The following is an 18,552-nucleotide window of genomic DNA, read 5'->3' as shown; positions in this document are numbered from 1 at the left end:
CGGCGCGCCTCTGCCTGCACCCCGGGCGGCCGCCGTCGACCGGACGGGCCGCCCGCCTCCCCCGGCGGGCCGTCCGGTGCCATGCTGGAGTCCCGTACGGGAAGGAGGCCCCCGTGCTGCGTGTCGCCGTGGTCGGATCGGGACCGAGCGGGGTCTACACCGCCCAGGCCCTGCTGGGCGGTGCGTCCGCGGAGGGGGTGCGCGTGCACGTCCTGGACCGCCTCCCCTGTCCGTACGGGCTGGTGCGCTACGGGGTCGCCCCCGACCACGAGAAGATCAAGTCCCTCCAGTCGAGCCTGCGGGCGGTCCTGGAGGACGAGCGGATCGAGTTCCTGGGCAACGTGGAGGCGGGCGCCCCGGGGCTCGGTCCGGGGCGCCTGCTGGAGCTGTACCACGCGGTGGTCTACTGCGTCGGCGCCGCCCGCGACCGGCGCCTGGGCATCCCCGGGGAGGACCTGCCGGGCAGCCACTCCGCCTCCGAGTTCGTCTCCTGGTACAGCGCCCACCCCGACGCCCCGCGCGGTGCGGTTCCGCTGGGCGGACGCTCGGCGGTGGTGGTCGGCGCCGGGAACGTGGCCCTGGACGTGGCCCGGATCCTGGCGCGGGACCCGGACGAACTGCGCTCCACGGACCTGCCGCAGGCCGCGCTCGGGGCGCTCGCCGCCAGCCGTGTCCGCGAGGTGTGCATCGTCGCCCGGCGCGGCCCGTCCGGGGCCCGGTTCACCACCAAGGAGCTGCGGGAGCTGGGCGCCCTGCCCGGCGTGGACGTCCGCGTGGACCCGGACGACCTCGCCATGGACCCCGGCTTCGCGGACCCGGGCGCGGTGCCGGCCCTGGTGCGGCGCAACCTCGCCGTCCTCGCGGGCTGGGCGGAGCGCCCGCCCGCGGCCCGGCCCCGGCGGATCCGGCTGAGGTTCTTCCTGCGCCCCGTGGAGGTGCTGGAGCGGGACGGGCGGGTGGCGGGCGTGCGCTTCGAGCGCACCGCGCCGGACGGGAGAGGCGGTGTCCGGGGCACCGGTCGCCACGAGGACGTCCCGGCGGAGCTGCTGCTGAGGGCGGTCGGGTACCGCGGCGCACCGCCCGCCGGGCTGCCGTTCGACCCCGGGCGCGGGACCGTGCCGAACGCGGCCGGCCGGGTGCTGCGGGACGGGGCCCCCTCGCCCGGCGAGTACGTCGCGGGCTGGATCAAGCGGGGGCCCTCGGGCGTCATCGGCAGCAACCGCCCGTGCGCCAAGGAGACGGCGGCCGCGGTGCTCGCCGACGCCCCCGCGCTGGCCTCGCGGCCGCTGCCCGCCGATCCGGTGGCGGCCCTGCGGGCGGCCGGGCTGCGGCCGGTGCGCTGGCCGGGGTGGCTGGCGATCGAGCGTGCCGAGGCGGCGCTGGGGCGGTCGCTGGGGCGCCCGGCCGTGAAGATCGCGGACTGGGAGGGGCTGCTGGGCGCGGCGGGGGCCGCCGGGCGGCAGGGGCCGGCCTGAGCGAGCGCCTCGGGGGGCGGGTCAGAGCCCGGACGCGGGCCGCCCGGCCTCCTCGGCACGTCCCGACTCGGCGCTGTCCGCCGCGAGCACGCTGCGCAGCAGCCCGGGGAAGAGGGTCTCCAGATCCTGTCGGCGCAGGGCGTTCATCTTGGCGGTGCCGCGGTAGGTCTGCCGGATCACGCCGCTCTCGCGGAGCACCCGGAAGTGGTGGGTGGTGGTCGACTTGGTGACGGGGAGGGCGAAGTCCGAGCAGGACAGCTCGCCGCTGGCCGCGGCGAGCTCGCGCACCACCGTCAGGCGCATGGGGTCCGAGAGGGCGTGCAGGACGCCCTCCAGGCGGATCTCCGCGCAGTCGGGGTGGTCGAGCACTCGGGCGTTGGTCACATCGGCTCCGCTCGTCGTCCGGGCCTCCATTGTACGAGAGCCATCGTAGTTTGACATCCACCGTAGTACGGTGACTATCGTACGAAGCGGGTCGGCCGGTCCGAGGCCCTCCCCGTCCCCGTCCCTCCCTGAACGGAGTCCGCCGTGAGCACGCTCTTCGACCCCTTCCCGCTGCGGTCGCTGTCCGTCCCCCACCGCGTGTGGATGGCCCCGATGTGCCAGTACAGCGCCGAGGTGTCCGGGCCGGAGACCGGCGTGGCCAACGACTGGCACTTCGCCCACTACGCCGCCCGTGCCGCCGGCGGCACGGGCCTGATCCTCCTGGAGGCCACCGCGGTCTCCCCCGAGGGCCGCATCAGCCCCGCCGACCTGGGCCTGTGGAACGACACCCAGGCCGAGGCGCTGGGCCGCATCACCCGCTTCCTGAAGGGCCAGGGCACCGTCCCGGGGATCCAGCTCGCCCACGCCGGGCGGAAGGCCTCGACCGACCGGCCCTGGAAGGGCGGCGCCCCCGTCGGTCCGGACGGCCACGGCTGGCAGCCGGTCGGCCCGAGCCCGGTGGCCTTCGACACCGGCCACCCCGTGCCGGCGGAGCTCTCCGAGCAGCAGATCTCGGCGGTCGTCCGGGACTTCGCCGCGGCTGCCCGGCGGGCGCTGGAGGCCGGGTTCGAGGTGGCCGAGATCCACGGGGCGCACGGCTATCTGATCGGCCAGTTCCTCTCCCCCCACAGCAACCGGCGCACCGACGCCTACGGCGGCTCCTTCGAGAACCGCACCCGCCTCGCCCTGCGGGTCGTGGACGCCGTGCGGGAGGTCTGGCCGGACCACCTGCCGCTCTTCTTCCGCATCTCCGCGACCGACTGGCTGGACGAGGGCGGCTGGACGGCCGAGGACACGGTCCGTCTCGCGCCGCTGCTCAAGGAGCACGGCGTCGACCTCCTCGACGTCTCCACCGGAGGCAACGCGTCCGGAGTCCGCATCCCGACCGGGCCGGGCTACCAGGTGCCGTTCGCCGCCCGGGTCAAGGCGGAGACCTCCCTGCCGGTCGCCGCCGTGGGACTGATCACCGAGCCCGCCCAGGCCGCGAAGATCCTGGCCAACGGGGAGGCGGACGCGGTGCTGCTCGGACGCGAGCTGCTGCGCGACCCCTCGTGGGCACGGCGGACCGCACGCGAACTCGGCGCCGAGGTCCACGTGCCGCCGCAGTACCACCGCTCCGTCTGACGCCCCCCGCCCGACGCCCCCGCGCACCCTCGTGCGCCGGGACCGTCCGCCGCCCGGCGATGAGTTCCCGGACGGCGGACGGTCCCCCCTCCGAGGCACCGGCGCGCCGGGCCGCCCGCGTCGCCGGGCCGACGCGGGCGGCCGGGTGCAGACTGGCCGGTGTCCGCGACGACGCCGTCCTGGAGGGAGTCCGTGATGACCGAGGTACTGCTGGCGGTGGGCACGCGCAAGGGCCTGTTCACCGGGCGCCGCACCGGGGGGAGCTGGACCTTCGAGGGCCCGCACTTCAACGCCCAGGCCGTCTACTCGATCGGCGTCGACACCCGGTCCGCGGTCCCCCGCCTGCTGGTGGGCGGGGACAGCTCCCACTGGGGCCCGTCGGTGTTCCACTCCGACGACCTCGGCCGCACGTGGACCGAACCGGAGCACCCGGCGGTGCGGTTCCCCAAGGACACCGGTGCCTCGCTGGAGCGCGTCTGGCAGCTGCACCCCGCCGCGGCGGAACCCGGCGTCGTCTACGCGGGCACCGAGCCCGCAGCGCTGTTCCGCTCCGAGGACCGCGGCGAGAGCTTCGCGCTCGTGCGCCCGCTGTGGGAGCACCCGACCCGCTCCGACTGGGTCCCGGGCGGCGGCGGGGAGGCGCTCCACACCGTGCTCACCGACCCGCGGGACGCGGACGCGGTGACGGTGGCCGTGTCGACGGCCGGGGTGTTCCGCTCCCGTGACCGGGGAGCGAGCTGGGAGCCGTCCAACCGCGGGGTCTCCGCCGTCTTCCTCCCGGACCCGGCACCCGAGTTCGGGCAGTGCGTGCACAAGATCGCCCGGGACGCGGGCGATCTCGACCGGCTCTACCTGCAGAACCACTGGGGCGTCTACCGCAGCGACGACGCGGGCGCCACCTGGACCGACATCGGCGGCGGCCTCCCCTCGGACTTCGGCTTCGCCGTCGCGGGGCACCCCCACCGCCCGGACACCGCCTATGTGTTCCCCATCACCGCGGACTCCGACCGCGTCCCCGCCGAGCGGCGCTGCCGCGTCTTCCGCACCGGCGACGCCGGGGCCTCCTGGGAGCCGCTCGGCACGGGCCTCCCCCAGGGGGACCACTTCGGCACGGTGCTCCGGGACGCCCTGTGCACCGACGACGCCGACCCGGCGGGCGTCTACTTCGGCAACCGCAACGGGGAGGTGTACGCGAGCGCCGACGACGGCGACACCTGGCAGCGGCTCCTCGCGCACCTTCCGGACGTGCTCTGCGTCCGGGCCGCGGCGCTGTCCTGACACGCTCCTCGCCGCACCGGCCGGGCGAGGAGGACGGCCGGGAGCCTCCAGAGGCCGGCCGCCATGCAAGGAGGGCGCACGGGAGGAGATACGGAGGGATCCTGGCCTTCTACGGCGTCCGGGTCCCCGGCATCACGGACCGACCCCCTCTCCCCGGGCGGGGAGGCTCTCGCCTGACGGCCCGTCGGGCGCCGGAGCGCACCCGTACCGGGCGGCCGCGCGCTCCGGCGGCCTCACGCACCCCGGGCACCCCGGACCCCCCGGCGCAGTGGACCACGGCCGGACACCTCCGGGGCGTCCCGCCCCCTCGCCGCGTTCCGGCGGCCCCGGGGCGGGGCGGCGGCGCGCACCAGTAGAGTGACCCACCGTGACTGCGCGACCGTTGAAGGACATCGTCGAGGCGGGCTGGGCCGAGGCCCTGGCCCCGGTGGCCGGGCGGGTCGCCGCCATGGGGGACTTCCTCCGGGCGGAGATCGCCGCCGGCCGCACCTATCTGCCGCCCGGGAACCTGGTCCTGCGGGCCTTCCAGCAACCCTTCGACGAGGTGAGGGTGCTGATAGTGGGTCAGGACCCCTATCCCACGCCCGGGCACGCCGTGGGACTGAGCTTCTCCGTCGCACCGGACGTCTCCCCCTGGCCCCCGAGTCTGGACAACATCTTCCGGGAGATGCATGCCGACCTCGGCCACCCCCGCCCGTCGAACGGCGACCTCACCCCCTGGACGCGGCAGGGCGTGCTGCTGCTCAACCGCGCCCTGACGACCGCCCCGCGCAAGCCCGGCGCCCACCGCGGCAAGGGCTGGGAGGAGGTCACCGAGCAGGCCATCCGCGCACTGGCGGCCCGCGGCAAGCCGCTGGTGTCCGTGCTGTGGGGCCGCGACGCACGCAACCTGCGCCCGCTGCTCGGCGACGTGCCCGCGATCGAGTCCTCGCACCCCTCCCCCATGTCGGCCGACCGCGGCTTCTTCGGCTCCCGCCCCTTCAGCAAGGTGAACGACCTGCTGGTCCGGCAGGGCGCCCAACCGGTGGACTGGCAACTGCCGTGAGCGGCGCGGCGGGCGGCACCGCGTCCTGGGTGCTCGGCGTGGACTCGGGCGGCTCGGGGATCCGCGCGGCGCTCGCCCCTGCCGGGGCGCTCGGCACGGCGGTGTCCGGGTCCTGCCGTGAACCGGTGCGCACCGGGCCCGGAGGGATCGACCCCGGGCATCTGCTGGAGCTGCTGGCCCCGATGACGCACGGTCTGCGGGAGCGGTCCGGCGGCCCCGCGCTGTCGGCCGCGGTGGTCGGCGCCGCGGGCATGGCCACGCTCGGCGGACGGCTGCGGGCGGAGCTTCCGGGAGCCCTGGAGCGGGAGTTCGGTCTGCGCCGGCTCGCGCTGGCGGCCGACGCCGTCACCGCCTACGCAGGCGCCCTGGGGCTGCGGCCGGGGGCCGTGGTCGCCGCGGGCACGGGGCTGATCGGGCTCGGCACCGATCTGCGCACCTGGCGCAGGGCCGACGGCTGGGGCCACCTGCTGGGGGACTGCGGCGGAGGGGCGTGGATCGGCCGGGCGGGCCTGGAGGCGGCGCTGCGCGCCCACGACGGGCGCCGCGGCGGCTCCGGACCGCTGCTGGAGCGGCTGGAGGCGGTCCTGGGCCCGCCCGGCGGGCTGCCGGCGCTGCTGTACCCCCGGCCCGACCGCCCTGCCCTGCTGGCCTCGTTCGCGCCCGAGGTGGCGCGCTGCGCGTCGGCGGGCGACACGGTGGCCGCCGGCATCCTGCGCCGTGCGGCGGAGCATCTCGCGGACACCGCCGAGGCCGTGTGCCCCGCGCCTGCGGGGCCCGGCGGGAGCGAGGTGCCGGTGGCCGTCACGGGCGGGCTGGTGCGCACGGGCGCACCGCTGCTGGAGCCGCTGCACGCGGAGTTGGCCCGGCGGCTCCCCCACGCCCGGGTGGTCCCCGCGGCGGGAGATCCGCTGGCCGGAGCGCTGCTGCTCGCCGAGGCGCTGGCCGTCGGGGGCCCGCTGTTGCCGCAGGCGGCGGGGCTGCTGGAGGTCCATGCGGACGGTTCCGCGCGGAACCGCACATCATCGAACGGATAAACACGGACAGATGGCGCACGACCACCCCCTCCCCGAACGGCGGGGAGCGCGAAACCAGTAGCATGCGGCGCCATGAGCTCCTCCACAGGGCCCGCACCCGGCCTGCCCGTACGAATGCCGCGACCCCGACAGTCCGGGCGACACCGCCGCCCGGAGCCGGTGGCTGCCCCCGAGGGCGCACCCGTCCTCGTGCTCGCCGTGCCCGGCGCTCCGTCCGCGGCGGCGCGCAGTCTGGCCGAAGAGGTCGTCAGCATCGCCCGGTCCGAGCTGCCCGGCCTCGAGGTGGGCATCGGCTACCTCGACGGCGACGACGCCGAGTACCCCTCGCTCGCGGCGGTGGTCGCCCACGCCGCGGCGCAGCGCGGCGACCGCTTCGAGCTCGCCAAGGCCGCCGGCCGCGAAGCCGCGGAGCCGGAGGGCCCGGCGGCGGTGGTCGTCCCGCTGCTCGCCGGCCCGGACGAGGCCCTGATGGGCCGGGTGCGTCAGGCGGTCGCGGACAGCGGGGCCCCGGCCGAGCTGACGGACGTCCTGGGACCGCACCCGCTGCTGGCGGAGGCCGTGCACGTGCGTCTGTCCGAGGCGGGTCTGGCCCGGGCGGACCGCGCCCGGCTGTTCACCGTGGCGACGGCCGCGGACGGCATCGTGCTGGCGACGGTCGGCGGCCAGGAGGCCGTGCAGGCCGCGGGCATCACGGGCATGCTGCTGGCCGCGCGGCTCGCCGTGCCGGTGATCGCGGCCGCCCTGGACGAGGAGGGCTCGGTCGCCGCCGTCGCCGAGCAGCTGCGCGGCGCGGGCTCGGCGCAGCTCGCGCTCGCCCCCTACCTGGTCGGGCCGGAGCTGCCCGAGGGCCTGCTGGACACCGCCGCCAAGGAGGTGGGCTGCGCGGCCGCGGAGCCGCTGGGCGCCTACCCCGCGGTCGGCAAGCTGGTGCTGTCGCAGTACGCGTCGAAGCTGGGCCTCGCCCAGCCGCAGGGTACGCAGCGCTGATCGGCCGGACGCGGCGGGAGCCGCGTCGGTCCCGGTTCCTCCCGGGCCCGCGGCGGGCCGCCCCGTGAGGGGCCCCGCCGCGGGCCCGGCGCCGTCCGGGGGCGGCGGAGGCTCCCCCGGACGGCGCCCCCGGCGCGCCCCGCCCCGGCCCGCCCCGCCCCGCCCCGGCCCGCCCCGCCCCGCCCCGGCCCGCCCCGGCTCAGCCGAAGACGATGCAGGTGGCCGCGGGGACGGCGAGGGAACCCGCCCGGTGCGGGAGCCCCGTGCCGGGGTCGAGGTCGAACCAGGTGACGTCCCCGGAGCGCTCGTTCGCGGCGTACAGGCGCCGCCCCCGCGGGTCCGCGGCCAGATCCCGCGGCCAGTGCCCCCCGCAGGGCACCGAGGCCGTCCGCCGGGCCCGCTCGGGACCGCGCGCGAGGTCGAGGACGGCGATGCTGTCGTGGCCGCGGACCGCCGCCCAGGCCCTCCGCCCGTCGGGCGCGACGACCAGGGCGGAGGGGTAGGCGTCGCCCCGGGAGCCCTCGGGCACGACCGGGAGCTCGGCGACCGGCTGCAGCGCTCCGGTGCGGGCGTCCCACCGGCAGACGGCGACCACGGGCTCCAGCTCGCACAGGACGAGCACATGGCCGCCCGCCGGGTGGAAGGCCAGATGGCGCGGTCCGGTCCCGGGGCGCAGGGCCGTCTCCCCCCGGACCTCCAGCCGCCCGGAGGCGGGGTCGAGGGCGCAGACGCGCACCGAGTCCGTACCGAGGTCGACGCCGAGGATCCAGCGGCCGGTCGGGTCGGGCAGCACCTGGTGGGCGTGCGGGCCGCTCTGGCGGTCCGGGTCCGGGCCGCGGCCGCGGTGGCCGAGGACCTCGGCGGCCGCTCCGGGGGAGCCGTCGGGCCGCAGGGGCAGCACGCTCACGCTGCCGGACCCGTAGTTGGCGGTCAGCACCCGCTCCAGGTCGGCGGTCAGGCTGAGGTGGGTGGGCCCCGCCCCGCGGACCGGGGCGGGGCTCCCCAGGGGGGTGAGGGTGCCGTCGCCCGCGGTGAAGGCGGCGACGGCGCCCTCGGCGGTCTCCGAGACGGCGTACAGGACGCGTCCGCCGGGCCGGACCGCCAGGTAGGAGGGGTCGGCGACGGCCGCGGTGGCGGACGTCGCCGTCAGCGCCCCGGTCGCGGCGTCCACGGAGGCGGCGGTGATGCCCTGCCCGCCTGCCGAGGTGAACGATCCGATGTAGGCGTGTATGCGCGCTGCCGCCGCCTCGGTGCCGGACACGGCTTCCCCTCTCGGCCCCTCGGTTCGCGCCGGGTCGCGCCAACCGAACACAGTAGGTCTAGACCACTATGGCGTACGGCTGCGGCGCGCGTCCCCGCGGGGGCCGGTCGCGCGCAGGGGGAGGCGGGCGGCCCCGGCGCCGAGCCGGGGTTCGCCCGTCGCACCGCAGCGGTCAGGCGGGGACCAGGGGTGCGCGCGGGGACGTGCGCACCGGGGCGGCCAGGGCCGCCAGAGCCTCCTCCAGGCCGTGCAGATGGCCGAGGGCGGCCTCGGCACCGGGGTGGTGCTGCGGCATGCCCGGAGCCTCCGTCAGCGCGGACACGGCGGGGCGGGGGCTCGGGCCCGGGGGCACCAGCGCGTGCACGGCGGCCTCCACACGGCCGCACGCGGCCGTCAGCCGGGCGTCGTGGGAGGCGTGCGGATCGGCCGCGACAGCCGCGAGCCCCTTCGTCTCCCGCGCGCAGACGTCGAGCAGCGCGAGCACCTTCAGGGCGCGGGCCTTGCGGGCCCTCAGCGGGCTGAGCGGGTGGGTGAGCGGGGCGAGCGACATGCGGACCCGGCCGAGGAGCAGCTCCAGCTCCGCGACGTGCGGGGCCGGGTCGGCGGACGCGTCGCCGGCGAGGCGGCGGGCGGCGGCCCCGGTGCACCGGTGCACGCAGGCGACGGCGCGCCGGATCCAGGCGTCGGTGGCGGCGTGGGTGGTGACCGGCAGCACCAGCGCCACCCCGATCGCCGCCCCGGCGGCCCCGACCAGCGTCTCCTCGACGCGCAGCACCAGCAGTCCGGAGCTGAGCACGCCGAGCAGCCCGTACAGCAGGCCGGCCATCACCGTCACGAAGAACATCATCCAGCTGTAGGACGGGGCGGCGGTGTAGAAGATGCCGAAGACGCAGACGGCGACGAGCAGGGCGGTCGGTGCCGGGGCCCCCGCGAGGGGGACGGCGACGAGCAGGCCCGCGGCGATGCCGACCACCGTCCCCACCACCCGGCGGAAGCCGCGCACGAGCGTCTCGCCGCGGGAGGCGGTGTTGACGAAGATCCACCAGGCGGTGCCGACGGCCCAGTACCAGCGCTCCCCCGACACCACCTGGCCCCCGGCGATGGCCACGGCGCAGGCCGCGGTGACCTGGAAGGCCTGCCGTGTGGTGGCCCGGGCCAGGCCGCGGGCGGGCGGGGCGGCGGGGGCCGCGGGCGGCGGCGTCCGGCGCTCGATGCACCACAGGCCGAAGCGGACGGTGGAGGCGGCGGCGAGGGCGAGGGCGACGGCCGCGAAGAGGGAGGGCAGCTCGGCGGGGACGGCGTGCAGGAACTGGGTGACGAAGAACATCATGAACGCGAAGATCCCGAGCGCATGGCCCCGCGGGCCGAAGCGCCGGGCGTAGGCGCCGCAGAAGACCACGGCGAGCCAGGCGGCGGCGCGCAGCAGCGGCCGGTCGTGGAGCGTGGTGGCGAGCGCCAGCACGGGGAAGCCCGCGACCGGCAGCAGCGCGGTGGTGAGCGCCTGGGCGCGCACGGTGGTGTCCATGACGGTGAACAGCGCCAGCAGGGCGGCGAGGCCGCCCGTGATCGACGCGGTGAGGGAGAGCCCGGCCAGTTCCGCGGCGGCGACGGCGAGGGAGATCCCCAGGACGGCGCGCGTGGAGACGCGCAGCCGCAGCCGCCCCGGGTCCGGAGCCACGAACACCCTCTTCAGCACTGCTCCCTGCCTCCGTTCCGGCGGCCCGGTCTCCCGGACATGAGAAAGGCGCCGCGGGATCCGCAGCGCCATTGACCTCCCCATGAGAGCATCCGCGGGGGCGGTGGCTCAACTCGCCGGTGATCGACTGGGCCATTGGCACAGCCGTGGCGCGCCCGGCGGTGCCGGGGGCGTGCCAATGGCCCGCCACCGGCCCCGGGGCTGCCCCGGGGGGCGGCTACCGCTGGAGGAAGGGCGCGTCCACGCTCAGCGCCCCCTCGTGCTCGGTGAGCGTGACGGCCTCCGGGGCCACCAGTCCTCCCACCGCCTCCGCCGCGAGGGCGGCGGGGGCGGCCGAGGCGGCGGCGGCCGGTGCCGCCCAGGCGGCGGCCGCCGCTGCGGCGGCGAGCACCGCGGCGGTGCGGAGGCGGGCACGGGCGGCGGGGTGCGCTACGGGTTGGGTGTCCATGGGCTGACCAACGATGCGGACCGGGCCGGGGGCACGCTCCGGGCCGGTCCGCACCCGGCGGTCCGGTGCGAAGCCCCCGGGAGGCCCGAAGCGCGGTGCGCCGGGGCCGTTGGTACGGTCACTGCGACCGGACAGGAGCCGGCGGCCCGAAGCGCCCCCTGGGCACCGGGCCACCGGCGGCGCCCCGCGGCCCTCCGCGGGGCACCCGAGAAAGGCCCCGCGCACCATGGCGGTCGACGAGCTGGACACCCGCATCCTCCGGCTGCTGATCGAGCAGCCGCGCACCAGCGTGCGCGAGTACGCCCGCATCCTCGGCATCGCGCGCGGCACCCTCCAGGCCAGGATCGACCGTCTGGAGCGGGACGGGGTGATCACCGCCACCGGCCCCTACCTGTCCCCCGCGGCCCTGGGCCACCCGGTGCTGGCGTTCGTCCACATCGAGGTGACCCAGGGCCACCTGGACGACGTGGGCGACGCACTCGCCGCCGTGCCCGAGATCATCGAGGCCTTCTCCATCACCGGCGGCGGGGACCTGCTGACCCGGGTCGCGGCCCGCGACAACGGGCATCTGGAGGACGTGATCCAGCGGCTGATCAACCTGCCGGGCGTGGTGCGCACCCGGACCGAGATGGCGCTGCGGGAACGGGTCCCCTACCGGCTGCTGCCGCTGGTGGAGGCGGTGGGGCGGGCCGCGGGGCGGGGGCGCTGAGGAGCGGCCGGGCGGTCCTGGGATGCTGGGGGGATGAGCACTGCGCGCGATCTCCCCGCGGTCGTCTTCGACCTCGACGGCACCCTGGTGGACAGCGAGCCCGCCTACTTCGAGGCGGGGCGCCGGCTGCTCGCCGCCCACGGGGTCGACGGCTTCGGCTGGGAGGAGCACGCCGCCTTCATCGGCATCGGAACCCGGGAGACGCTCCGCGCCCTGCGGGAGCGCTATGCGCTCGACGCCCCGCTGGAGGAGCTGCTCGCCGAGAAGAACCGCCTCTACCTGGAGCTGGCCCGCACCTCCGCGGCGGCCTTTCCCGAGATGCGGGCCTTCACCTCGATGCTGGCGGAGCGGGGCGTGCCGATGGCCGTGGCCTCCGGCTCCTCGCGCGCGGCGATCGAGGCCGTGCTCGCGGGCGCCGGACTGGACGACCGGCTGCCGGTCCGCGTCTCGGCCGAGGAGGTGGCGCGCGGCAAACCGGAACCGGACGTCTTCCTGGAGGCCGCGCGTCGCCTGGGCGTCTCCCCCGCGGCCTGCGTGGTCGTGGAGGACGCGCCCCCGGGTGCGCGGGCGGCCCGGGCCGCGGGGATGCGCTGCATCGCCGTCCCGTACGTCGAAGGCACCTCCGGGGACCCCGCGTTCCGCGCCGCGGACCTGCTCTTCCCGGGCGGCCAGCGGGAGTTCACCGCGCGTGCCGCGTACGACTGGCTGACCGGCGCGGCCGGCGGCACGCGCTGAGGCCCCGCACGGCGCGGGGAGGGCTCCGCCCCGCCCGCCGGGGCGGACGGCCACCGGCCCGCGGGCTCCGGGGCCCGCTGTGCCATACTCGGCGCGCCCGTTGCCCGTGCCGAGCCCGTGGAACCGCCCTGTGATATCCGCGTCCGCAGCGACTGCCGCGTCCGCCGTGCCGCCCGAGTCCGCCCCGCGCGGGACGCCGACCGTCCGCCGCGGCCCCGGCGCCCGCGCCGACCGGGGTCCGGACGCGTGACCGGCACGGCCCTCGCCGTCCCCTACCTGGACACCGGTGCGGACCAGTTGTCCTTCGCCCTGGACCGGCCCGTGCACGAGGCACTCGCGGTGCGCGAGGTGACGGTGGCGGGCGTCGCGGTGCAGCTCCGTCTGCTGGGCGCCTCCCACCAGGTCCTGGCCGGTCCGGTACGGGAGACCGTCGCCTGCCTCCCGGGCGTCGCGGGCGGGCTGCCGCGGACGGCGGTACGCGCCTTCGACGGGTGGACCTACCGCTTCACGGCCGTCGTCCACCGGCTGTCCGCGGAGGAGTTCTCCGCCCGGGTGGCGCGCGTCCGGGCGGACGCGGACGGCCATCCGGCCGCCCTGTACGGGGTCTTCCCCGGATCCGAGGAGGCCGTCACGGCCCTGTGCGCCGAGGACGGCGGCCGGGGTCCTTCCTGGCGTACCTGGCACACCTACCCGCAGAGCCACCGGATCGTGGCGACGCACACCCGTCTGGAGGCCCGATGAGGACCGCCCGCACCACCGGCACGCCCACCGCCCGGACCGCCGGGGCGGCGCTGCTGGCCACCGCCCTGCTGGCCGGCTGCGGGAGCGGGGGGAACGAGGGCAACGCCGCGCCGTCCTCGTGGATCCGGCAGGAGTACCGCCTGGCCGGCACGGGTGGCGGCTATGTCGACGCCCTGGACCCCGTCGGCGCCGTCGCCCGGGAGATCGACGCCAACACCCGCGCGGTGGACCGGCTCAGCGTCCCGGCGGACTCCGGCGCACAGGGCGCCGAACTCCTGCGCTACCGCAACGACATCGTGGCCGTCACCCCCCTCGCGGGCGGCGGCAGCCGGATCGAGATCGACGACTACCGGACCGGCTACCACCGGTGGCGCCCCCGCGTCGGCAGCGTGTGGCCGAACCCGGACAGCGCCTCCTTCCGCGGCGGCGGCCCCGGCTCGGGCAAGTAGCCGCTGCCCCGCGCCGCACCTCCCCCGTACGCCCTCCCGCCCCTCCCCGCGGACGTCCCCGAAAGGCACCCCCGTGTCACAGATCATGGAATCGGCAGGCATCTCGCTGCTCTACGGCCTGGTCGGCTTCACCGTCATGGCGGTCGGCTTCGTCGCCCTGGACCTGGCCACGCCCGGCAAGCTGGTCCATGTGGTGTGGACCGAGCGCAACCGCGGCGCCGCGGTGCTGCTGGCGGGGCAGACCCTCGCCATCGGTCTCGTCATCGACCAGGCGATCCGGGCGAGCGAGTCCGAGCAGGGCCTGGGCCTGGGGCTGCTGAGCACCCTGCTCTACGGGCTGGCGGGCGTCGCCGTGATGACGCTGGTGTCCGTGGTCGTGGGGCTGCTGACACCCGGTCGTCTCGGCGAGGCCGTCCTCGACGACCAGGGCGACCGCCCGCACCCCGCGGCGTGGGTGCAGGCCGCCATGTACCTCGGCACGGCCTTCATGGTCGGCGCCGCCCTCTCGTAGCCCCCGGTGGCCGCCACCTCCACGGCGGCACCGCCGCCGCCCCGCCCCGCGGTGCCCGCCCGCGGGGCGCGCTTCCTGCTGCTGCTCTCGGTGTTCCTGTGCGCCGCCTGCGGGCTGGTGTACGAACTCGCCCTGACGGCCCTGGGCAGCTACCTGGTCGGCAACTCGGTGATGCAGACCTCCGTCGTGATCTCGGTCATCGTGTTCGCGATGGGCGTGGGCTCGCTGGCGGCCAAGCCGCTCCAGCGGCGCCCGGTCGGCGCCTTCGCCGTCGTCGAGGGGCTGCTGGCGCTGACCGGCGGGCTGTCGGTGCTGGTGCTGTACGTGGCCTTCGCCTGGCTGCGCGTCTACACGCCCGCCATGGTGGCCGTCGCCTTCGCCGTCGGCCTGCTCATCGGCGCGGAGATCCCGCTGCTGATGACGCTGCTCCAGCGGATCCGCCGCCAGGAGGCGGGCAGCGCGGTGGCCGACATGTTCGCCGTGGACTACATCGGCGCCCTCGTCGGCGGGCTCTGCTTCCCCCTCCTGCTGCTGCCGGTCTTCGGCCAGCTGAAGGGCGCCCTCGTCGTCGGCGCCGTCAACGCGCTCGCCGGGGTGCTCGTCGTCGTGTGGATCTTCCGGCGGCAGATCCGGCGGACGGTGCGGATCGCCCTGCTCGGCGGGATGGCGGCGGTGCTGGCCGTGCTGGGCACCGTCTACGCACTGGCCGACGACATCGAGGTCACCGCCCGCCAGCAGCTGTACCGGGACCCGATCGTGCACGCCGAGACCACGCCCTACCAGGACATCGTCGTCACACGGTCACGGGCCTTCACCGGCGAGGCCGACACCCGGTTGTTCCTCGACGGCGACCTGCAGTTCTCGTCCGTGGACGAGTACCGCTACCACGAGGCGCTCGTCCACCCCGCCCTGTCCGGCCCCCGTTCCTCGGTGCTGATCCTGGGCGGGGGCGACGCCCTGGCGCTGCGGGAGGTGCTGCGCTACGAGGACGTGCGGCAGGTGACGCTCGTCGACCTCGACCCGGCGATGACCCGTCTGGCCCGCGGCTTCGGACCTCTGCGCGAGCTCAACGGCGGCGCCCTGGAGGACCCGAGGGTGAGGGTGGTCAACGCCGACGCCTTCAACTGGCTCCGGGACGCGGGCGGCCGCTACGACGCGGTCGTCATCGACTTCCCCGACCCGGACACCGCGGCGCTGGCCAAGCTGTACTCCGTGGAGTTCTACCACCTGCTGCGCCAGGTTCTGGCGCCGGACAGCCGGGTGGTCGTGCAGGGCGGCTCGCCGTTCTTCGCCCCGAAGTCCTACTGGTCCGTCAGGGCGACGGTCGCCGAGGCGGGCTACGGCACCACGCCGTACCAGGTGGACGTCCCCAGCTTCGGCAACTGGGGCTTCGTGCTGGCCCGGCCCGGCTCGGAGCCCCCGCCGCTGCGTCTGGCCGAGGGGGCGCCCCGGCTGCGCTTCCTGGACGACGCGGTCCTACGGGCCTCGACCGTCTTCCCGGTGGACCGCCGGACCCGCGAGGTGCGGCCCAGCACCCTGATGGACCCGGTGATCCTTGAGTACACGCGGCACGAGTGGCGCGCCTACTGACGCGGCCGCGGGCCGGGGCGGCCGGGGCCTGCCGCCGGGCGGGGCGGGCACGGCGCGGCGGTCGCGGGGCGGTCCCGGGCGGGCGCCACCGCCCTCCCTCCCCGGGCCCGCTCCCCGGCGCCCCGGACCCGGCACGGCGCGGCCGCGCGTCCGGGCGGTCCCGGCGCCCGGCCGGGCGGTCCGGGCTCAGGCGAGCGGCGCGCTCCAGCTGAGGCGGCTGCCGCCCTCCTCGGGGGCGGCGACCTCGAAGGTGCCGTGGACGGCCCGGGCACGCTCGGCGCAGTTGTCCAGGCCGCTGCGGCGCCCCTGCGCGGGAATACCGCCGCCGTTGTCGGCAACCGTCAGCCGCACCTCGTCCGCACTGGCCTTCAGGGTCACGTCCACCCGGGTGGCGTGGGCGTGCCGGGCGGCGTTGCTGAGCAACTCCGCCAGGACCGCGACCACATGGCCGGCGATCTCGGCCGGTACGTCCGTGTCGAGCAGCCCCTCCATGCTCAGGCGGGGCGGGAAGCCGAGGGAGGTGACGGCCTCCCCCACGGTCCGCGACGCCTGCGCGCGCAGCCCGGGACCGTCGGCCCCGTCGCGGGACCTCAGGCCGAAGATGGTCGAGCGGATGATCTTTATGGTCTCGTCCAGGTCGTCCACGGCGCGGACCACGCGCTCGGCGGCGCCGGCGTGCTCCACCAGCCGGGCCGCGCTCTGCAGCGTCATCCCGGTGGCGAACAGGCGCTGGATGGCGAGGTCGTGGAGGTCCCGGGCGATCCGGTCGCGGTCCTCGAAGAGGGCGAGCTGCTCGGCGTCGCGGCGCCGCTCGGCCAGTTCGAGCGCGAGGGCCGCCTGCCCCGCGAAGGCCAGCAGCGGCTCCAGCTCGCCGTCGGTGAAGACCGGCGCACCGCTCCCGCGCACCAGCACCAGCGCCCCGCCCGGATCCGACCCCAGGGGCACGGCGACGGCCGGGCCGCGGCCCGGTGACGCGTGGGGGTCGGCCGCGAAGCGCCCGTCCTCGGCCAGGCAGCCCGTGACGGACGGCGCCCCGGCGGCCCGGGCCGCTCCCGCCAGGGTGCCCTCCCTCGGGACGGTGCGGCCGAGGAGGGCGTCGTCGCCCACCACGAGTTCCACCGCCAGGTCCCCCGCGTCGCCGGGCACCACCACGGAGGCGGTGCGGGCGTCGGCGATCTCGCCGGCCCTGCGGGCGATCAGCCCCAGCACCTCGTGGCGCGGATCGCCCGACAGCAGGCGGTTGGTGACCTCGGCTCCGGCCCGCAGCCAGCGCTGCTGGCGCTGCGAGCTCTCGTACAGCCGGGCGTTGTCGATCGCGACGCCGGCGGCGACCGACAGCGTGGCGATCACGGACTCGTCCTCCGCGTCGAACTCCCGGCCGCAGCGCTTGTCGGTCAGGTAGAGGTTGCCGAACACCTCCTCGCGCACCCGGATCGGCACACCGAGGAAGGTCCGCATCGGCGGATGGTGCTCGGGGAAGCCGTAGGAGGAGGCATGGGCGCCGAGGTCCCCGAGACGCAGGGGCTCGGGGTGGCGGATCAGTTCGCCGAGGAGCCCGTGCCCGGCGGGGAGCGGCCCGATCCTCTCCCGCTGCTCCTCGGAGATCCCGACGGTGAGGAACTGGGAGAGGGTCCTTCCGTCCGGTCCGATCACGCCGAGCGCGCCGTAGCGGGCGTCGACGAGCTGGGCCGCCGCCTCGACGATCCTGCGCAGCACCTGGGACAGGTCGAGTCCCCGGCCCACGGAGACGACGGCCTCCAGCAGGCTGTGCACCCGGTCCCGGGTGCCCCGGACGGCGTCGATCCTGCCCTGGAGCTCCTCCAGGAGTTCGTCGAGCCTCATCCTCGGCAACGGCGACAACTGCTGCTCCTCGCCCACAGCACTCTTCCTTCCACCCCCGCGCCCGTCGGGTTCACCCTAGCGAGTGACGCAGGGGGGACGTGACGGCGGGGACCGCGGTCCCCGCCCCTCCCCTCCGGCGCGCCCCTCGCCCCTGCGCGGCTCCTCGGCACGGGACGAACGGGACGTTCAGCCCCGCGGGCACGCACCGAACGGGCCTCCCGGCGGGCGGCGGCGCGCGGGACCCTGGCCGGGAGACGAAGCCCGGCGCGCAGGCCCGCCGCGGCGGTCCGTGCCGCAGGTGCGGCGCGGACGCGGGCAGGGCGCGGACCGCGGTCAGGAGGAAGCACATGACAGAGCGAACGGTGGGCGAGGTCATGACCCGCGAGGTCGTCACGCTCGCGCCCGGCACTCCGGCCGGGCAGGCGGCACGGCTGCTCGCGGCCCGGCGGGTCGGCGCGGCCCCGGTGCTGGACGAGGAGGACCGGGTGGTCGGGGTCGTCTCCCGGGGGGACCTCGCCCCCGGGAGGCGCGACCGGCCCGGCGGCACGGGCACGGCCCGGGAACCGTCGGGTGCGGAGGGCGCCGCCGAGGGGCCGACGGTCCGGCAGGTGATGGCCGCGCCGGCCGTGACGGTCCATCCCGAGCAGCGGGTCGCCGTGGCCGCGCGTGCCATGGAGCGCCGCGGCGTGGACCGGCTTCCCGTCGTCGACGAGGCGGACCGGATCATCGGCATCGTGACCCGGCGCGACCTGCTGCGGGTGTTCCTGCGCTCGGACGCGGAGATCCTGGCCGACGTCCGCCGGACCCTGCGCAGCGTGCTCGGGGCGGCGGCCTCCGCGCGTCCGGACGCCGCCGTGCGCGAGGGGCTGGTCGTCCTCGGAGGCCCTGCGGCCAGGGACCGCGGGCGCCTGCTGCGCGCGCTCTGGCGCATCGACGGGGTGACGGGCGTTCTCGGCGAGGCGGGAGGGACGCGGGAGACAAACGAGGCGGGAGGGGCGCGGGAGACGGGCGGCGCGCACCGGCCCGGCGGGGCGGGGGAGCACCCGGCCGGGCCCCGGCGCACCGCGGCGGCTGCGGGCGGGCCGCCGGCCGAGGGCTGACGGGCCTCCCGGTCGCGCGGCGCACCGCGGGCGGCGGGGCCCG

At 77.0% G+C, this 18,552-nt stretch carries 18 protein-coding genes; 13 read left to right on the top strand and 5 right to left on the bottom strand.

Translation table 11 applies throughout. The features are described 5' to 3' along the window. The first annotated feature begins 113 nt into the window (after window positions 1-113). The gene (locus ACGF15_RS15460) at window positions 114-1,475 is read left to right on the top strand and encodes an FAD-dependent oxidoreductase (protein WP_392799315.1); all 1,362 of its coding nucleotides are present in this window, start codon (window positions 114-116) and stop codon (window positions 1,473-1,475) included. 21 nt (window positions 1,476-1,496) lie between these two features. Here ACGF15_RS15460 and ACGF15_RS15455 read toward each other — a convergent pair whose 3' ends face one another. Then, window positions 1,497-1,889 carry an ArsR/SmtB family transcription factor gene (locus ACGF15_RS15455; RefSeq protein WP_376428135.1) on the bottom strand — a complete coding sequence of 131 codons (393 nt, stop codon included), beginning with the start codon at window positions 1,887-1,889 and terminating at the stop codon, window positions 1,497-1,499. Window positions 1,890-2,003: 114 nt separating this feature from the next. Between ACGF15_RS15455 and ACGF15_RS15450 the strand changes: the two genes are divergently transcribed. From ACGF15_RS15450 to ACGF15_RS15430, 5 genes are all read left to right on the top strand, one after another. Next, a complete protein-coding gene (locus ACGF15_RS15450; protein WP_345614798.1) occupies window positions 2,004-3,083 on the top strand; it encodes an NADH:flavin oxidoreductase/NADH oxidase in 1,080 nt (359 codons plus the stop codon). Window positions 3,084-3,278: 195 nt separating this feature from the next. Then, window positions 3,279-4,361 (top strand): exo-alpha-sialidase, encoded by a 1,083-nt coding sequence (locus ACGF15_RS15445; protein ID WP_362610475.1) that lies wholly within the window; start codon window positions 3,279-3,281, stop codon window positions 4,359-4,361. Window positions 4,362-4,728: 367 nt separating this feature from the next. After that, window positions 4,729-5,406 (top strand): uracil-DNA glycosylase, encoded by a 678-nt coding sequence (locus ACGF15_RS15440; protein ID WP_362610473.1) that lies wholly within the window; start codon window positions 4,729-4,731, stop codon window positions 5,404-5,406. Continuing rightward, window positions 5,403-6,440: a BadF/BadG/BcrA/BcrD ATPase family protein gene (locus ACGF15_RS15435; protein ID WP_362610471.1), complete on the top strand. Its 1,038-nt coding sequence runs from the start codon at window positions 5,403-5,405 to the stop codon at window positions 6,438-6,440. The genes ACGF15_RS15440 and ACGF15_RS15435 overlap by 4 nt, the downstream gene beginning before the upstream one ends. A gap of 72 nt (window positions 6,441-6,512) precedes the next feature. After that, window positions 6,513-7,427, top strand: coding sequence for a hypothetical protein (locus ACGF15_RS15430; protein WP_345614802.1), 915 nt, complete (start codon window positions 6,513-6,515; stop codon window positions 7,425-7,427). Window positions 7,428-7,626: 199 nt separating this feature from the next. On the opposite strand, the gene ACGF15_RS15425 is transcribed toward ACGF15_RS15430, so the two are convergent. From ACGF15_RS15425 to ACGF15_RS15415, 3 genes are all read right to left on the bottom strand, one after another. After that, window positions 7,627-8,688, bottom strand: coding sequence for a lactonase family protein (locus ACGF15_RS15425; protein WP_392799309.1), 1,062 nt, complete (start codon window positions 8,686-8,688; stop codon window positions 7,627-7,629). A gap of 172 nt (window positions 8,689-8,860) precedes the next feature. Continuing rightward, window positions 8,861-10,381 (bottom strand): FUSC family protein, encoded by a 1,521-nt coding sequence (locus ACGF15_RS15420; protein WP_392799427.1) that lies wholly within the window; start codon window positions 10,379-10,381, stop codon window positions 8,861-8,863. 220 nt (window positions 10,382-10,601) lie between these two features. Next, on the bottom strand, window positions 10,602-10,832 hold the full coding sequence (locus ACGF15_RS15415; RefSeq protein ID WP_345614804.1) for a hypothetical protein: 231 nt from the start codon (window positions 10,830-10,832) through the stop codon (window positions 10,602-10,604). Between the two features lie 226 nt (window positions 10,833-11,058). On the opposite strand from ACGF15_RS15415, the gene ACGF15_RS15410 reads away from it, so the two are divergent. The 6 genes from ACGF15_RS15410 (at window position 11,059) to ACGF15_RS15385 (ending at window position 15,567) form a co-directional block, all read left to right on the top strand. Beyond that, entirely contained in the window at window positions 11,059-11,541 is a 483-nt protein-coding gene (locus ACGF15_RS15410; protein ID WP_345614805.1) for an Lrp/AsnC family transcriptional regulator, read from the top strand. 33 nt (window positions 11,542-11,574) lie between these two features. Further along, window positions 11,575-12,276 (top strand): HAD family phosphatase, encoded by a 702-nt coding sequence (locus ACGF15_RS15405; RefSeq protein ID WP_345614806.1) that lies wholly within the window; start codon window positions 11,575-11,577, stop codon window positions 12,274-12,276. A gap of 246 nt (window positions 12,277-12,522) precedes the next feature. After that, window positions 12,523-13,017, top strand: a complete 495-nt coding sequence (locus tag ACGF15_RS15400; RefSeq protein ID WP_392799304.1) for a DUF2617 family protein — start codon at window positions 12,523-12,525, stop codon at window positions 13,015-13,017. Beyond that, window positions 13,014-13,466 (top strand): DUF4247 domain-containing protein, encoded by a 453-nt coding sequence (locus tag ACGF15_RS15395; RefSeq protein ID WP_345614808.1) that lies wholly within the window; start codon window positions 13,014-13,016, stop codon window positions 13,464-13,466. Before ACGF15_RS15400 ends, ACGF15_RS15395 begins: the two co-directional genes overlap by 4 nt. Window positions 13,467-13,539: 73 nt before the next feature. Continuing rightward, on the top strand, window positions 13,540-13,977 hold the full coding sequence (locus ACGF15_RS15390; protein ID WP_345614809.1) for a DUF350 domain-containing protein: 438 nt from the start codon (window positions 13,540-13,542) through the stop codon (window positions 13,975-13,977). A gap of 6 nt (window positions 13,978-13,983) precedes the next feature. After that, the gene (locus tag ACGF15_RS15385; protein WP_392799301.1) at window positions 13,984-15,567 is read left to right on the top strand and encodes a polyamine aminopropyltransferase; all 1,584 of its coding nucleotides are present in this window, start codon (window positions 13,984-13,986) and stop codon (window positions 15,565-15,567) included. A gap of 186 nt (window positions 15,568-15,753) precedes the next feature. On the opposite strand, the gene ACGF15_RS15380 is transcribed toward ACGF15_RS15385, so the two are convergent. After that, window positions 15,754-17,445 (bottom strand): GAF domain-containing protein, encoded by a 1,692-nt coding sequence (locus ACGF15_RS15380; RefSeq protein WP_376429040.1) that lies wholly within the window; start codon window positions 17,443-17,445, stop codon window positions 15,754-15,756. Between the two features lie 311 nt (window positions 17,446-17,756). Between ACGF15_RS15380 and ACGF15_RS15375 the strand changes: the two genes are divergently transcribed. Further along, window positions 17,757-18,509, top strand: coding sequence for an HPP family protein (locus tag ACGF15_RS15375; RefSeq protein ID WP_392799297.1), 753 nt, complete (start codon window positions 17,757-17,759; stop codon window positions 18,507-18,509). The last annotated feature ends 43 nt before the right edge of the window (window positions 18,510-18,552 follow it).

Source organism: Streptomyces sp. NPDC048001, from assembly GCF_043203115.1.
Lineage (GTDB): Bacteria > Actinomycetota > Actinomycetes > Streptomycetales > Streptomycetaceae > Streptomyces > Streptomyces sanyensis.
Note: the sequence above shows the minus strand (reverse complement) of the source record. Positions and strands in the feature narration are given on the sequence as shown.

Bases quoted from the DNA above. Each gene is read 5' to 3' on its own strand.
- ACGF15_RS15455 (WP_376428135.1), bottom strand. From the start codon at position 1,889: ATGGAGGCCCGGACGACGAGCGGAGCCGATGTGACCAACGCCCGAGTG.
- ACGF15_RS15445 (WP_362610475.1), top strand. From the start codon at position 3,279: ATGACCGAGGTACTGCTGGCGGTGGGCACGCGCAAGGGCCTGTTCACC.
- ACGF15_RS15430 (WP_345614802.1), top strand. From the start codon at position 6,513: ATGAGCTCCTCCACAGGGCCCGCACCCGGCCTGCCCGTACGAATGCCG.
- ACGF15_RS15415 (WP_345614804.1), bottom strand. From the start codon at position 10,832: ATGGACACCCAACCCGTAGCGCACCCCGCCGCCCGTGCCCGCCTCCGC.
- ACGF15_RS15410 (WP_345614805.1), top strand. From the start codon at position 11,059: ATGGCGGTCGACGAGCTGGACACCCGCATCCTCCGGCTGCTGATCGAG.
- ACGF15_RS15405 (WP_345614806.1), top strand. From the start codon at position 11,575: ATGAGCACTGCGCGCGATCTCCCCGCGGTCGTCTTCGACCTCGACGGC.
- ACGF15_RS15395 (WP_345614808.1), top strand. From the start codon at position 13,014: ATGAGGACCGCCCGCACCACCGGCACGCCCACCGCCCGGACCGCCGGG.
- ACGF15_RS15375 (WP_392799297.1), top strand. From the start codon at position 17,757: ATGACAGAGCGAACGGTGGGCGAGGTCATGACCCGCGAGGTCGTCACG.